This window comes from Mucilaginibacter inviolabilis (assembly GCF_011089895.1).
GTDB classification, from domain to species: Bacteria; Bacteroidota; Bacteroidia; order Sphingobacteriales; family Sphingobacteriaceae; genus Mucilaginibacter; species Mucilaginibacter inviolabilis.
Genome location: NZ_JAANAT010000001.1, coordinates 202,845 through 217,870, shown reverse-complemented (window position 1 = coordinate 217,870; position 15,026 = coordinate 202,845). Strand labels below are relative to the sequence as shown.

10 protein-coding genes are annotated in these 15,026 nt (G+C 41.0%); all 10 read right to left on the bottom strand.

Annotation, left to right across the window (positions count from 1 at the left end; genetic code table 11):
• Positions 1 to 5 precede the first annotated feature (5 nt).
• Complete coding sequence (locus tag G7092_RS00885; protein ID WP_166085253.1) at positions 6 to 980, bottom strand: metallophosphoesterase family protein; 975 nt, start codon at positions 978 to 980, stop codon at positions 6 to 8.
• A gap of 10 nt (positions 981 to 990) precedes the next feature.
• On the bottom strand, positions 991 to 2,415 hold the full coding sequence (locus G7092_RS00880) for an alpha-L-fucosidase (protein ID WP_166085251.1): 1,425 nt from the start codon (positions 2,413 to 2,415) through the stop codon (positions 991 to 993).
• Positions 2,416 to 2,467: 52 nt separating this feature from the next.
• The gene (locus tag G7092_RS00875) at positions 2,468 to 3,565 is read right to left on the bottom strand and encodes an alkaline phosphatase family protein (protein WP_166085248.1); all 1,098 of its coding nucleotides are present in this window, start codon (positions 3,563 to 3,565) and stop codon (positions 2,468 to 2,470) included.
• Between the two features lie 27 nt (positions 3,566 to 3,592).
• Entirely contained in the window at positions 3,593 to 4,519 is a 927-nt protein-coding gene (locus tag G7092_RS00870; protein ID WP_166085246.1) for a metallophosphoesterase family protein, read from the bottom strand.
• 364 nt (positions 4,520 to 4,883) lie between these two features.
• Positions 4,884 to 5,546, bottom strand: a complete 663-nt coding sequence (locus G7092_RS00865; RefSeq protein ID WP_166085244.1) for an adenylate/guanylate cyclase domain-containing protein — start codon at positions 5,544 to 5,546, stop codon at positions 4,884 to 4,886.
• 232 nt (positions 5,547 to 5,778) lie between these two features.
• Positions 5,779 to 7,989 carry a glycoside hydrolase family 31 protein gene (locus tag G7092_RS00860; protein ID WP_235953753.1) on the bottom strand — a complete coding sequence of 737 codons (2,211 nt, stop codon included), beginning with the start codon at positions 7,987 to 7,989 and terminating at the stop codon, positions 5,779 to 5,781.
• Positions 7,934 to 10,513, bottom strand: coding sequence for a glycoside hydrolase family 95 protein (locus G7092_RS00855; RefSeq protein ID WP_166085241.1), 2,580 nt, complete (start codon positions 10,511 to 10,513; stop codon positions 7,934 to 7,936). Before G7092_RS00855 ends, G7092_RS00860 begins: the two co-directional genes overlap by 56 nt.
• Position 10,514: 1 nt before the next feature.
• Positions 10,515 to 11,357, bottom strand: a complete 843-nt coding sequence (locus G7092_RS00850) for an SMP-30/gluconolactonase/LRE family protein (RefSeq protein WP_235953752.1) — start codon at positions 11,355 to 11,357, stop codon at positions 10,515 to 10,517.
• A gap of 13 nt (positions 11,358 to 11,370) precedes the next feature.
• Complete coding sequence (locus G7092_RS00845; RefSeq protein WP_166085239.1) at positions 11,371 to 13,428, bottom strand: hypothetical protein; 2,058 nt, start codon at positions 13,426 to 13,428, stop codon at positions 11,371 to 11,373.
• Positions 13,429 to 13,456: 28 nt separating this feature from the next.
• Entirely contained in the window at positions 13,457 to 15,019 is a 1,563-nt protein-coding gene (locus G7092_RS00840; protein WP_235953751.1) for a glycoside hydrolase family 28 protein, read from the bottom strand.
• Between the last annotated feature and the right edge of the window lie 7 nt (positions 15,020 to 15,026).

Genomic DNA, 15,026 nt, shown 5'->3' with positions numbered 1-15,026 from the left:
AATATTTATGAATTTATTTTGATCTTCCTGTCGGAAATAAAAGGCACTATGGGGTAGATATAGTTATTGGGATCAACCCCTAATTTCTCTGGCGAGGATCCAACAAAAACCGATCGCCTGCCTTTTATACTGATCGTTCCTTTCTGGTCAATCTCTATCATGGCCCATAATGGGTCTTTGTAAGGTACCGTATATTTTATGTAAGGGCGGGCCTTATCTACTTCCTTTGAATAACGAATCTCCAGGTACTTATCACCCAACCATTGGTATGATGCACTATTGATCTGCACGTAGTGTATACCATTGATCTGATTATAATAATCCTGATGATGATGCCCGCTTAGCACCAATATCACCTTATGCTTATTCTTCTGATTGGCTTGTTCAAGTGTATAGCGCATTAGCGTGCCATTCTCCAATCCGCCGGCATCGTTATCCAACCCTTGATGACAGCATATAATGGTTGGCAAGGTTGTTTCATCCAGATCTTTTTTTAACCAATCTAATTGGGTTGGAGAAATAAAGCGCGCATAACCTGTAGGTCTGTCTGGTGAGGGATTATGCTCATTTCCATCTAATACCACAAAGTGAAAACCATTGACATCAAAAGAATAGTATTTCGCCTTCGCTTTCCAAAATTCAACCACCTGGTCACGAGTAAACCCTCCATCAGTGTCATGATTTCCGATTACATGGTATTTTGGCCCATTGAACTTATTCCAGGCATCCATTAAAGGAAGATTCTCTTTTTTGGGGAAACAAAGATCCCCCATCTGAATAATAAAATCAGGCTTTTCGGCATTCATATCATCAATAAATGCTGATAAACGACCTATCCCATCGTATATCAAATCGTGGTGCAGATCGGCAATAACACCAAACCTAATCTTTTTACTGGCCGGCTGCAGTTGGGGATAACGGGCCAATAACAATGCGCTCCCGGCAAGGCTACTTTTTGTTATAAATTCTTTTCTGTCCATCTTTTTATATTTATAATATGCTCAGTGTGTAAGCATATTGGCTTTTATATTTTTGCAGATCAAATGCAGGGAATGTTAGTGCAACATTTTCACCTTGTTGCTTCCATTTTATCACCTCCCCTGTTTCCACAAGTTTAATTACCGCGCCACTTTTTAGCCGCATATCCTTTATTATAAAATGGTTATTAACCGGCCATTGGGGTAGTATAGCAAATACTTCTTTTGTGATTGGGTTAATGGTAAAAAAACATTCCTTTACCGCATACCCAGGATCGGGATCAACAGTTAACTTGAGCATAAAATCACCGTTTGCCTTAAAATCGCCCTCGGTTCTTTTGGGCTTATAATCTCTTTTTCCTTCACTCCATTGGCAAGCCCTAATCCATTTACGGGTATTATAAATAGCTCTCCCATTTATTTTAAGCCAATCGCCCATCTGTAACAACCGTTCCTGCATAATGGGCGGGATCTTCCCTGATGCATCCGGACCGATATCAAGCAACAAATTTCCACCCCGGCTCACCAGGTCACTTAGTAGTAACACCAAAACCTGCGGTGAATTGTAATCCCAGGCATCCTCCATTTTATTGTAGCTATAGGAAAATCCAATGCCTCTGCTTTCCTCAAAATAGTGATCACCGAATTCCATGTCTGGCTGGTATTCCGGTGTGTAAACACTACCATGTTTAAATCTAACCCCTTTCCCATAACGATCATAGGTGACTATGTCTTTTTTAACAGCACTTTCATTATATAACCAGCTTAAAAATTCAGTGGAATGCCAGGTGGTGTCGCTATCCTCCCAATCACCATCTGTCCAGAAAATAGCTGGTTTATATCGTTCTATCAAGTCTTTTGCCTGCGGGATGGCATGCTGTAACGCATATTGCTCTGGATTTGATTTATACAGCGGGTTAAACCATTCATACCATGAAAAGTAAACACCTGCTTTTACCGATGTTTTATGCAGTGCAGTGAAAAAGTCGCCCAAAAGATCCCGTTTGGGTCCCACATCTACAGCAGTCCAGGGAAAACCCCAGGTTTCATCAGCGTATTTATTTGGCCACCAGCAAAATCCATCGTGATGCTTGGCTACCGGGATCACGTATTTGGCGCCAGATTTTTCAATAAGCTGGGCCCATTCATCTGGATTAAACAGTTCAGCCTTAAAATCTTTTGCCAAATCATAATATGTTCTATCTCCAAATACCTGTTTATGATATTTAGCCACCTCTCCATTGAAGGCTTTCGTTTGCAACCAATACTGATACCACTCGGCGTACTGTCCTTTGGGCGCATAAGCTGGCATGGAGTATATCCCCCATGTAATAAAAATACCAAACTTGGCATCTTTAAACCATTCCGGAACAGGGCGTTTATCAAGACTATTCCAGTTAGCTTTATATTCCTGAGCCCTTACCATAGCAAGTGGCATTATGATTAATAAAGCGACAGCAATAAAAAATGACTTTAATTTCATTCTTAATCTATTTAGCCACGCTATTTATCGCCTCACCAATAGGATTTACCGATGTGAAATTAAAGCCCAATAATTTGGCTATGGTTTTTGCGTATTGATCCTGGTAAATCTGCCCATTGCTTTTCACCTCGCCCAATGGTTTTATTTTAGGGCCGATAGCCATTAACCAGGTATCATTGGCGTGCGGAATACTAGCACCATGACTTGTCCATTGCTTTCCTTCTCCCCGTCCATGATCAGGCATCACTACGATGGTGGTATTATTTTTGTAAAATGGGTCTTTTTGCATATAGCTCCACAAACTGCTAATCATCGCGTCGATATTATGGATGGCATCTAAATAAAGATCATAATTACCTCCGTGAGCGTGATCATCGGTATCAGCAAGATCAAGGTAAACTACTTTTGGATGCTTGGCCTTAATATATGATTTAGCCAGAGCGTAGGTAGTAGCATCCAAACGCTCTCCGTCACCCCATATCTGGGGTTCATAATGTTGAATTTCATTGGCTAACTTTTCGGCTTCTGTAAGATTATCTCCTTTAATGTCTTCAAATGGGTTATTAACCATCAAACCATTCCTGTTACGGTTGATGATGCGGGCCACAGCATCCCATGATGCAAAAGCTACAACTTTGCCTTTGTATCCTTTTTGCTGATCAATAAATTCCAATACATTTTTATTGGGATTATCTGGATAATCATTAGAATTCACTTTTGGATCAGCGTATCCGGTTAAATTTTCATTCCTTCCGGGATATGAGAACCAGTATGGGTTTTTAACATTTACCAGACTTCCTAAATCACGATTCCCATACAATTGTCCATCTTTGGCAAAAACGCTCCATACAAAAGGCATCAGCTTAGCTCTTCGCTCCTGTTGGTCATCAGACCAGTACTTTTTTATTCGTAGGACTGAATCCTGAGAGTTATATTTTTTGTTCAGGATTAATGTCTTCTCAGCACCCTGAAAAACCTCATGCCACCGTAACCCATCTATAGATACAATAAGGATATTTTCTACCTTGTCGGCGGTAGCTTTCTGAGCTAATGCGGTTATACCGGTTAACAATAAAAACATTAATAAGGAGGATAGCTTTTTCATTTCAGTTAGGGTTATATTTTTAATTAATTAGGCCTCGTACTTAATATATTCATCATCAAAACTGCCATCGCTATATAGGTTCAATAAGGAGTAGCCGGGCACAGTTTGCTTATAAGAGCTTTTACCATCATCACCCGGTTCCCACCAGAAACCACTGGCTGCACCATTACACAAATAACTTACATCGTTATACCATACTTTATCTAACAAATGAATGTGTCCGCTCAGGCAAACTTTGATATTCTTATTTTTATTGAACACCTCAATAAACTTCATAATATCCAAATGATTATAGCTACCACTTACTTTAAACGGGCCAATAAAATCCGGCTTATTATCAACGATACCAGTGCAGCTCAGAAGCGGATAATGTGACATAATCAACGTTGGCTTACCGTTGCTGGCTTGTACATCCTGCACAAACCAATTCCATTGTTCTTCATCCAACATCCCTGGTGTTTTGGGGTGATTACTGTCCAGCATAATAAAGTGCCATCCATTCTTATCAAAACTGTAATAACTATTCTTTAGGCCCAACATTTTAAGTACACCCGGTTTACCAAAAAACTCATCTCCCTTACCCTGCCACCACATGTCGTGATTTCCAAGAACGCTATACATTGGAATTTCTTTAACTAAGGAGGTGCTATCTTTCCAACAGTTCCATAATTCAATCACACGCTCTTTTTTAATATCATCGTAATCGGCCGCATATATAGAGTCGCCACCATTAAGGATCAGATCGACCTTATCTTTTTTGATCATTTCCAAACACTTTTTAAAACGGACAACAGCATTGTATTCAGGTCGTATGTGCACATCGGTAATGTGTGCTATTTTCAAGACCTTTTTCTTTTTCTGCTCTGAATTAAGGGAAGAAGCAACAACAACATTGTTTAATGCTACTGCTCCTGTAGCCAGCCCGATCTTTTTGATTAGATCCCGTCTTTTCATATAATTTGGTATTGCTAAGAAATTGGGTTTACTGATGTCAAATATAAATACTACACTGTTAGTTTACAAATACTATACAAAAATTAATCTATTTTAGTATTTTATTTAACATTGGTAAACATTCAACTGAATGAACCTTATATTTTCAAAGACTTAGCCATAAAAAACAGCTTCATAGAACTACTTTTCATGACTCATCATTAATTAATTATTTTCGGAAGTTATTTGGCGGGAAGCAGAAAGAATTTCTGTGAATAAGGAATAGCGTTGTCAATGCAGATTGCCAATTACAACGGTAATATAAGCTCACCGGCTGTAAGCATGCACTTATTATGGGTTGAAAGACTTTTAATTAGGTCTAGTATTAACCAGAGATGGCCAGTAAATATTCTAGATTCTGTTGAATACCATATGATTTGCCGGCTAAACGCACCTGCTGTTCATGCCTAATTCCTTGCAATTGCACAGTTTGTTGCTGAACAATGTCCTGTTCATTAACCAGCAATTGATATGCATCTTCTGAAATGATCAGATCATTATCCAGTTCCCTGGTCTTAGCTTGGAGTCGGGAGGCAATGTTGACAGGTAAACCCATAACCGACAATTGCGGCGCATTATCCAAACCGAACTCACCCACGAAAACTTTTCCGGCGTGTAAACCCATGCCTATTTCGAGTGGGCCGCCATAATAGGGTTCGGCATAAGATTCATTAAAAAGGTTAACCGTATGAAACATTACTTTGGCTGCTTGATATGCATTATTCACAGCTACCTTAAGTTCAGTTTGTAAACCAAATACTATATACAAACTATCGCCGGCAATTTCTACCACCCTGCCTTCGAATTTTTTCACAATTTGGCCAAAAGCTGTGAACAACCGTCGAACAATCTGTATAACGGTTTGGCCTGGCTGTGATTCCATCAGTCCAGTAAAGTTCCGGATATCCAGAAACATAATAGCAAGCTCTTGCTCCTGATCAGGTATAGTGGAGTTTGTTGGGTTTAGTATAAAGTAATTATTTTCCATAACAGTAAGGACGATTAGCCACTTAAAACATTTTAACAAATGTAAAACGGTGACAAAGCAATGGCAAAGCAAAAAGAGTGGATGATACTTACTTATCGGTGAAAGACTCAATAAAAGCGGTAAAAGAAGTTTTCACAAAGACTTTGGTCAGTCCAACAAAAAAGCCACCGGGTAAATCCAATGGCTTTAACATTATATAGTCTGGTAAAACTGCAGGTGCATCAATGTATACCTAAAGTTCTGTCATCGCTTTAAAAGTTACTTTACCTACATTATCTGGCTTATCTTTTGGAGCCGGGGTAATTGCGCCTCTTAGTTTTCCGTTCAGTTTACTTACAGTGATCTTACGAAAGGTATAATTTCCTTTTTCATAGTTATAGGTTTCGCCGTCATCATCATATAATGAATAGGTACCTGGTTGTTCACCATAATACCTCACCTCTATATCAACCTTTTGCCCTGCTTTTGGCGCATGCAACATTACCGGCATTATAGGTATTATACCCCCATCCTTTACGTATACAGGTATCTTATCCAAACCAGGCGTTACGTTGATTATCTCGCCATTACCAGCATATTTTCCAGTATAAAAGTCATACCATTTACCCTTCGGCAATATTACTTTACGGCTGATTTGTCCGGCAAACATAGGTGCCACCAATAAGTATTCCCCTGCCATGTACTGATCCTTTACTTCTTTGGTTACAGCTTCTTCATAAGGATTTTCTTCCAGATTTACTTTTTTGTTCTCGCTTTTGGTTTCGGTATTTGTAAAACCGTCTTCCAGGTACATAGCTCTAAATGGCGGAATACCTTCAAAATGATATTTAGCAAACTCACTGTACCAATAGGGCATCATCTGCATACGCAAATTGGCCATTGTTTTTACCTGTTCGGCAACCTCTGGAAACGACCATGGTTTGGTACCGCTGGCCCAGGCATTAATCATAGCCATAGGTGAAAACACATTTGATTGAAACCTGCGTAGCCATTCCTCGGCTGTTTTAGATGAACGTACTTCTGGAGTCCATAATACCCCTGCAAAACCACTGTTCACTAATGCTGTTATGAAATCGCGATGGTCGTAATAGTCGTTATATATTACATAAGGAAATGATGCACCACCACCATTGGATGCGCGAACCAATCCGAAAGTACGCTGATTACGACTATGATAAATTTCGCTGGTATAACGTTGCATCATAAGTCCGTAGGTCTGACGCATTTGTTCGGCATCATGCCCTGAAGGAAAAACAGCTACATCAGGCCATAAATAATTATCGCCACCATCAACTTCATCCATTTTATAGCCACTAACACCGATATCTATTTTGCCTTTTTCCAGTTCACCAAAAAATATCTTCCGGGCCTCGGGCATGCTAATATCAGGAACGATACCATTCCAAACGGTATGCGAGCCACTGTAGGGCAAAATACTTTTATAAACCGAAGCTTCGGGCGACACATAGGGATTTGTCCATAAGTTTAGCCGGATATTTTTTTTCAGCATATCCAGCACCAGCGTTTTAGGATCAGGGAAGCGGGTTTTGTCCCACTCAAAAGTACAGGGGTATGATTTGCTTTGCCAACCCGGTTCAAGTCCAATAAAATCCAGCGGATAATCTTTTTCTTCAAAAGCCTGCGCCTCCGCAGCCACGCCCTGCGCATCGGTTAAACGCTGCATGCGCTGAGTAAAACCCAGGCCCCAACGCGGTGGCAGACAGCCACCACCATTCAGCAAATTATAACGTCGTACAGCATCTAACATTGTTGGACCGGCAAATACATAAATCTCCACACCTGCTGCAGGTACCAACATTTCAACCCCATCTGAGTAAGGATGTGAGTTCCATGTTTTGTCTAAATTTCTATCTTTTACATCCGGAGCTGTTTTACTGTCCCGCCTTACAGCTGTGCCAGCATACACATTGATATATCTGGCCGAATTGATGAATACGCCATATCCGTTTGATGATACATAGAATGGTGTAGGCGCATGAGTACGGCCATTATCCTTTCCGGCATAATTATCTACATGCAAGGTGAGTACTTTACCACGCTGAAATACCGTTTGAAAATTCAAGCCAAAACCAAATATCTGCTCTTTTTTCTCTAACGGAAAACGAAGATAGGTTTTACTATCATGGATGCGACCTATAATTTCATCCTGTGCCAGCGGAAAAGTTGCTGCAGGCATCTGTTGCAAACCAGTATGATACGGCTTTACACCCGCAACTCCCAACAGATCAAACTCTTCGGGCTTACCGATCACTCCCTTCCATATTCCCGGTTCAACTTCTGTCCAGGTGATAGATTGAGCATTGAGTATATCAGCAGAACTTAAATATAAGCAAAACAATAAAAAACACTTCAGAATTTTCATTTCGTTATTGAGGTATAATGGTGTAGGTTTTACCTTTTTGAGTGGTAAAGTCAATTTCATAACCTTTATTAAAACTGATATCCACTAGTTTAACATCATCAGCTTTTTTATATATTGGTATTTTGGGTGGCGTATTCAATATATTTCTATTGTCGCCAACAGCAGCTTTATTATTTACTTCAACTACTTTTACCGGGATAGGCGTCCGAAGCCGACAATTGCCTCCCTGGTTTGATTTAATGAGCGCTTTAGTCAATTTACCTTTTTTCCAATCAATAGCTATTTCAAAATTGCCGCGGGCCTTAATGCCTCTGATGCTGCCATTGGCCCAGGCATCAGGTAAAGCAGGCAAAAGTTCTACTTCCCCATTTTGGCTTTGCAGCAGCATTTCGGTCATACCGGCCGTTCCGCCAAAGTTTCCATCGATCTGAAAAGGTGGATGCGCATCGAACAAATTGGGATAGGTACCACCGCCGCTCATCTGTTCTTTTTTCTGTACCGGATCCATATAGTTAAATGCGGCGCCTAGTATCTTATAAGCGTGATTACCATCATGCATGCGCGACCACCAGTTCACCTTCCAGGCCATAGACCAGCCTGTGCTTACATCTCCCCTGTATATCATAGACTGTTTAGCCGCGGCCGCCAATTCCGGTGTATTAAACACAGAGATTTGCCTGCCAGGAAACAGACTGAACAGGTGTGATATATGCCGATGGGTATCCGCCGGATCATCCCAATCCTGAAACCATTCTTGTAATTGTCCGTGTTTGCCAATATGAAATGGATACAATTTATCATAAGCCGCTTTTACCCGTGCTGCAAAAACCTTATCTACATCCAATATCAATGCGCTACTAATACAACTTTGGAACAGTTCTCGAATAATAGACATGTCCATGGTGGAGGCCATACTTACTAAATATTCCTTACCGTTAATTTTGATGGTATTCTCGGGCGATGTAGAGGGATTGGTTACAAGGTAACCTGTTTTAGGATCGGTTACCAGCCAATGCAGCATGAACTGCACAGCACCTTTCATAATTGGATAAGCGGTTTTACTTAAAAACGCCTTATCGCCGGTAAACAAGTAATGATCATACAGGTGCAAGCTCATCCAGGCCCCTCCCATTGGCCATGCCGACCATTTCACCGAACTCTTAGGATCATGGTCATAACCTCCAACGGTTGATGTTTTGGCCCATATATCACTGTTATGATGTTCAACCCAACCTTCCTGAATGTTATAACTCTCTTTAGCGGTGATAGCGCCATTTATGGCAAGTTCTTTCAAAAAATTAAATAAAGGTTTGTGACATTCCGATAGATTCGTATTCTCGGCAAGCCAATAATTCATCTCAGTATTGATATTGGTTGTATAATTACTACCCCATGGTGGCGATACCTGGTTATTCCAGATACCCTGCAAATTGGCGGGGGCACTGCCCGGTCTGGAGCTGGCTATAAGCAAATAACGCCCAAACTGATAATACAGTGTTTGTAATTGTTTATCAGGATTAGTTACACTAAAATTCCGGAGCCTTTGATCTGTAGGTTGTTTTACCATGTCGACATCGGCACCTAAATTAAAGCTCACCCGCTTAAATAGCTGTTGATAATCTGCTACATGCCGTTGTTTAAGTTGCTCATATGTTTTTTGGGATGCAGTAAGCAAGCCTGCATTAGCTTCAATAGCAGGATCCTTACCCTGCAACCCCGGCGATTTGTTAAAACCATTAAAACTGGTAGCCTCGGTTAAATAAATAATCACCCCGTTGGCCCCGCTAACCTGCAAAGTATTATTAACAGCTTCTACATGCCCGCCATCACTTTTGATCTTTAGGTTGATTTGGAAATTCATTCCTTCACCTTTAGGCTCATCATAAATCACCTGTCGTGGTTCATAATCGCGGTTGGCTACATAACTTGGAGCTTTCCCTTTTAATATAAGTTTACCATTACCATCGTTTGCCACAGAAAAACGCAGTTTGCTTTGCAGACTGGCGGTAAAATCAATAACACCTTTTTTGTCGGCTGTAATACGTATCATCATTACTTTATCCGGATAACTGATAAAGGTTTCACGGGTGTAGTGTACACCATTGGCCTCATATTTTACGGTTGAAACCGCGTCATTTAAGTTCAAGTCACGATAGTAGTGCGTGCTATCTGCAACATTAAAATTGAGGTATAGGTCGCCCAGTGGTAAATAACGGGCAGTATATGGGCCCTGTAAATGTTTTTTCCATAGATCGGCCGCCTTATCAAAATCGTTATCAAATACAGCCTTTCGTACCTGTGGCAGATACTCTAGCCCTTGCGGGTTATTACCCGATTGCGGATAACCCGACCACAGGTTATGATCATTCAACTGATAATGTTCCTGGCTTACGCCACCAAATATCATGGCACCCGTAGTAGCATTACCTAATGGCAAAGCCTCTTCCCAGGCAGTAGCAGGTTTATCATACCATAGTTTTAAATAAGGATCGTTGCTTTGTGTTTGCGCAGATGCTATACCAACATTCACCAGGCAGAGGATAATCAGGTAATTTTTAATAGACTGAACTTTAGTAAGCTCCATATTATTGGGTTGTTATTAGTTTATAAGCCATCACTTTTTTACCCCAAAAGGTAGGTACATATAAAATATGCTTCGCAGCATCGTAAGCCAGATCGGCAGTGTTTACCTTTTTATCCTGCATATCCAGTAATGTTTCAATTTTACCGCTAGCAGTCACATAAAATATATGGCCTGACCAGCAAGTGATCAGAAAATCGCCATTACCAACAGGCTCAAGCCCATCGCCGCCACAATTGAGCGTAGTAATAGGAGTTAAATTCCCTTTACTATCAGATTTCATAAATTTTTGTCCGCCCAGTATATAAAGATCAGCACCTACAGCTTTAAGACCGTTCACTCCTCCTATGTTTGTTAAAAATGTGCTCACCTTTCCTTTTTCAATCCGGTGGATCTTTTTGGTTTTGCTATCAGATACATACACTACTCCTTTATCGTCTACCGTAATATCATTAAGGGCTTTTGCGCTGTCAATGACTATTTTGTTTTTTACCTTCCCGGTATTCATATCAATAACCACCACTTCCGACAAATCAGCGGCATACAATTCGTTACCAAATCCTCCCAAACCTTTGGGTGCGTTTAAACCGGTGGTAAAATCCAGATCGATGATTTTACCATCTAAACCAATTTTGGCTACACCGCCTTTGCCATCTATCGCATTGGGATTGCCGTCAATCTCGGATACATACAGGACGCCTTTTTTAAGATCAGGCAAAACCGATTCCGGAACCCTTACCACCGTATCTGTTTCCCAGAGTTTTTCCAGTTGATGGGTTTGCGCAAATGCACTTTGCGCGACAATGGCCGATACAATAGCCAGCATATATTTAAAAAATGAGTTCATAGGTTTAAATTATTTACAATTGAACAGCTTGCGTATCGCCATCGTTTATTTTGTATTTTATTGTTTTACTACCTTCTTTAACAGTAATCAGCAATTTATCCTTGCTTTGTCTTGATATGGTAAGATCGAATATATGACCGAAAGAATGTATATTATTTATTGCCATTTTATTCCACTCCATTGGCAATCTTGGCGTACAATTAAAACTGGCAAAGCCTGTTGGCCGTATGCCAAATAAGCCCTCGGTATAGATGCGACAATAAAGTCCACTCTCGGCCGACAGGTGCCTTTGATTTCCTTCGGGGAAAGCTTCTACCGGATAAGGCACATGCTCGCCCAGGAGCCGCCTGCGCGAGTAATAACGCAAATAATCCAGGGCTTTTTCTGTTTTTCCAGCCTCCAATACACCACGAAGTGCATATAAAGTGGAGCGATCCCAGAAGGTTTCTTTACCTGCTTGAGTAGCTAAACCATCGGCAGTCCATAACTTTGGTGAAAATAATGCATTGATAGTTCCCTCGCTTCGTTCGAAAATCCCCATGGTGAGCGGCAGACAAATCCAGGCGCGCAAAACGTCATTGGTTTCATAGTATTTGTAAGTATCGAAACCGTCGATGTTTGCTCCAAAGTATTTCTCGATATTGCCTTTAAGTTCAGCAGCCTGCTTCAGATATTCATCGGTCTGGGTTTTGGGCTGATGTAATTGTTTGCCCAAATAGGCAGCAGATATCAGCGCATCATAATACAAACTGTTTGTTGACAGATTTGCTTTGCCTGCGGGGAAACGACCTTCCAGTTCGTCATGGTCAGAGATAACTACACCTTGTTCATTCAGTTTGTGATGACTGTATTCCAGGCACCAGGTAATCAACGGCCATAATTTTTTGGCAGAATCAGCCTGTCCATAAGCAAGCGCATAACGTGAAGCACCATAAGCAATCATAGCCTGATCGCCCCGATCACCAGCTCCCTTCCATACCGCATCCCCCTCTGCCACTATGGAACTAGGGATGGGCTTGTACTCGGAGTTCATATATTTGGCAAACAAACGATAACAGTTCATGGCAGAAAGATTACCAATACTATCACCCGAAAACGCGAAGAACGGACTGATATATTCTGCCTGATCATTGGCCCATATTGCTGCATAGTAAGCCAAACCACCTGGGCCATGCAAATAACCTACCTTGGTTTTATAAATACTTTCCGTTCCGCGAATCTTGGCAAAGGCAAATGCCGTATTCAATAAAGTATCCGGTGTTTGCAATTGTAAAGGGGCCAAAATGGTATTTATCCGTTTTTCACGAGCCATTTCCTCAGCATCTACATTAATTTTTATTGGCTGCTCCGGAAAATCCGTTGCCAAATAATAAACCGAAAACGAGGTACTTGCACCCGGCTGTAACATTCTGCTCCCATGATCAACAGTGCCCATGATCACCGTATGCGGCCTTACTTTACTTTTGGCACTGTCGGTTCTTTCCTCGCGCCTCAGGTATTCCATCGTAACATTAACCGGTTTATCGCTTATGTTAGTAAAAACAATTTTTTCAATCACCATAGGCTTATCTGTGGATGGGAAGATGCTTCGGTCGATCTTTACCTGTGCCTGGTTGCCCGAGGTGGCCACTATCCGCATAATGCCTTTATGGCTGATGCTTTTGATATTGTAGGTCAGATCGCCATTTTTCTTGCCAGTGGCCAAGTCAGTTTTTAATTGACGATTGTTGATTAAAAAACGTGGTAGCTCATTATCCTGAAAGGTATAGTCGATATGCGTGCGTGTACCATCGGGCAACATCCTGAACGTAGGGAAAACAACCGTACGTGAAATGGACGATCTGCCTGCGCTATCAATACCATACTGCACCCAAACAGACACTTTTTCGCCTGACATTTCTATATGATCAGTATGCGGAAGCCGACCGTGGACTGTCCATTTAATACTGCCATCAGGTTGAATAGCCCAACGGTCGGGTTGCATAGGCAAAACCGTTTGTTGAGCATAACTTATACTAGGGAATAGCAGACATAAGAAACCTAAAAGCATTTTATATGTGTTTATCTTCATGTTGGGCACATTTAATTATTTATTAACTTTAATCTGAAACAACGGTACTAGTTTTCAGATCAGCAGATAGTTCCACCTTTTTTGATATTCCCGGAAGTTTATTTTTCAAAACATGAATATCTCCGCTTGTATTACCTTCTACGCATACAAATTCATGAGCAAAGCCATATACACTATTATTTGTGATATCGGCGCCAGTCACATTTTCTAATCTGACAATAGCTTGCGCATCGACAGTTTTGGGGATATCCCAGTTATTCAATTCAATGTTTTTACCATCTTCACAGATAAAGGCGGGTCTAAGATCATTATGACTTAAAGTAAGTTTTACATTCTCTAGCTTCAGACCATCAACGTGCCTGGCCCAAATTCCATAAGCGGGTACCAGCGGACCGAAAGTTTTCACCTCCGGATATTTGTCAATAGCTTCGGGTACTACCTGCCGGGCATTTTCATCAGTGCCCCCGCCTGCAAGATTGATCTCGACATTTTCGAGGGTCAGGTTTTTGATAGGATGATCGGGAATACCAGTTATTAAAATTCCAGATGGTGGCATCAATTGTGCGTTATCAGCTGCTTTAGCCCTTACGTTTCTGATAGTAACATTTTCAAGTGTACCTATCGGTTGCTGTGTATCCTGATCTTTGCGAAACACACTTAACCTGGCGCCTAAACGAATGAGGATAGGCGTCTTTACTTCCATCATGGTAATATCACTGATATTGATATTATGGATTCGGGCGCCGTCAACCGAAAGGAGTTTGATACCTCCATTAGCTGTATCATAAATATAACATTGAGAAATACTGATATTTTCAAACGGGGCCATAGATTCTGTACCTATTTTGATAGCTCCCTGACCACTTTTTAACCGCAGACCCGATATTACGATATTTTTGCATGCCATTTTGCTTGATGTGGTTTTAAAACACAACGCGTCGTCTCCGCTTATCACATCACAATCTTTAATGATTACATCCTGGCAGCCATCTATGTCCATACCATCGTTGTGTGCTACTCCCCTGCTTACAATCTTAACATTCTTAATACTCACCTGCTTGCATTGAAAATAGTGAGATGTCCAGGCTGCGGAATAATTCAGGGTAACACCGGTTACAGAAACATTTTGACACCGCACCACACGTAACAAAAACGGGCGTCGTCCCCAACGTTGTGACTCTGGCCGGGTATCGGTCAGTATTTGCTGTGCTTTTAGTTTTGAACCCTGTCCGTCAATAATACCTTCACCCTCAATACCTACATTTTTTTTGTCGATTGCTACTACCAGGGCCCAACCAACACTGACGCCCAAACCATCTACAAAAGGATCAAGGTTTTTATAATCGTTAACATTAGTACTACCCAATAAAACTGCTCCTTTTTCTAATTTCAGGGTGATATTATCATTTAGCACTATAGTTCCGGTCAGAAATGTCCCTGAAGGGATGATCACTTTGCCACCGCCACCTTTATAACAGTTTTCTATCGCTTTTTGAATAACGCTAGTGTTTAATTTAGTACCGTTACCCACTGCTCCATATGCAGTAATATTTACATCAACAGCAAATAACTTTAAACTACTTGCTATCATAAATACA

What these genes read in the sequence shown, in the direction of transcription:
- G7092_RS00885 (WP_166085253.1), bottom strand. Translation starts at nt 980, where the DNA reads ATGGACAGAAAAGAATTTATAACAAAAAGTAGCCTTGCCGGGAGCGCA.
- G7092_RS00880 (WP_166085251.1), bottom strand. Translation starts at nt 2,415, where the DNA reads ATGCCACTTGCTATGGTAAGGGCTCAGGAATATAAAGCTAACTGGAAT.
- G7092_RS00875 (WP_166085248.1), bottom strand. Translation starts at nt 3,565, where the DNA reads ATGAAAAAGCTATCCTCCTTATTAATGTTTTTATTGTTAACCGGTATA.
- G7092_RS00870 (WP_166085246.1), bottom strand. Translation starts at nt 4,519, where the DNA reads ATGAAAAGACGGGATCTAATCAAAAAGATCGGGCTGGCTACAGGAGCA.
- G7092_RS00865 (WP_166085244.1), bottom strand. Translation starts at nt 5,546, where the DNA reads ATGGAAAATAATTACTTTATACTAAACCCAACAAACTCCACTATACCT.
- G7092_RS00860 (WP_235953753.1), bottom strand. Translation starts at nt 7,989, where the DNA reads ATGAAATTGACTTTACCACTCAAAAAGGTAAAACCTACACCATTATAC.
- G7092_RS00855 (WP_166085241.1), bottom strand. Translation starts at nt 10,513, where the DNA reads ATGGAGCTTACTAAAGTTCAGTCTATTAAAAATTACCTGATTATCCTC.
- G7092_RS00850 (WP_235953752.1), bottom strand. Translation starts at nt 11,357, where the DNA reads ATGAACTCATTTTTTAAATATATGCTGGCTATTGTATCGGCCATTGTC.
- G7092_RS00845 (WP_166085239.1), bottom strand. Translation starts at nt 13,428, where the DNA reads ATGAAGATAAACACATATAAAATGCTTTTAGGTTTCTTATGTCTGCTA.
- G7092_RS00840 (WP_235953751.1), bottom strand. Translation starts at nt 15,019, where the DNA reads ATGATAGCAAGTAGTTTAAAGTTATTTGCTGTTGATGTAAATATTACT.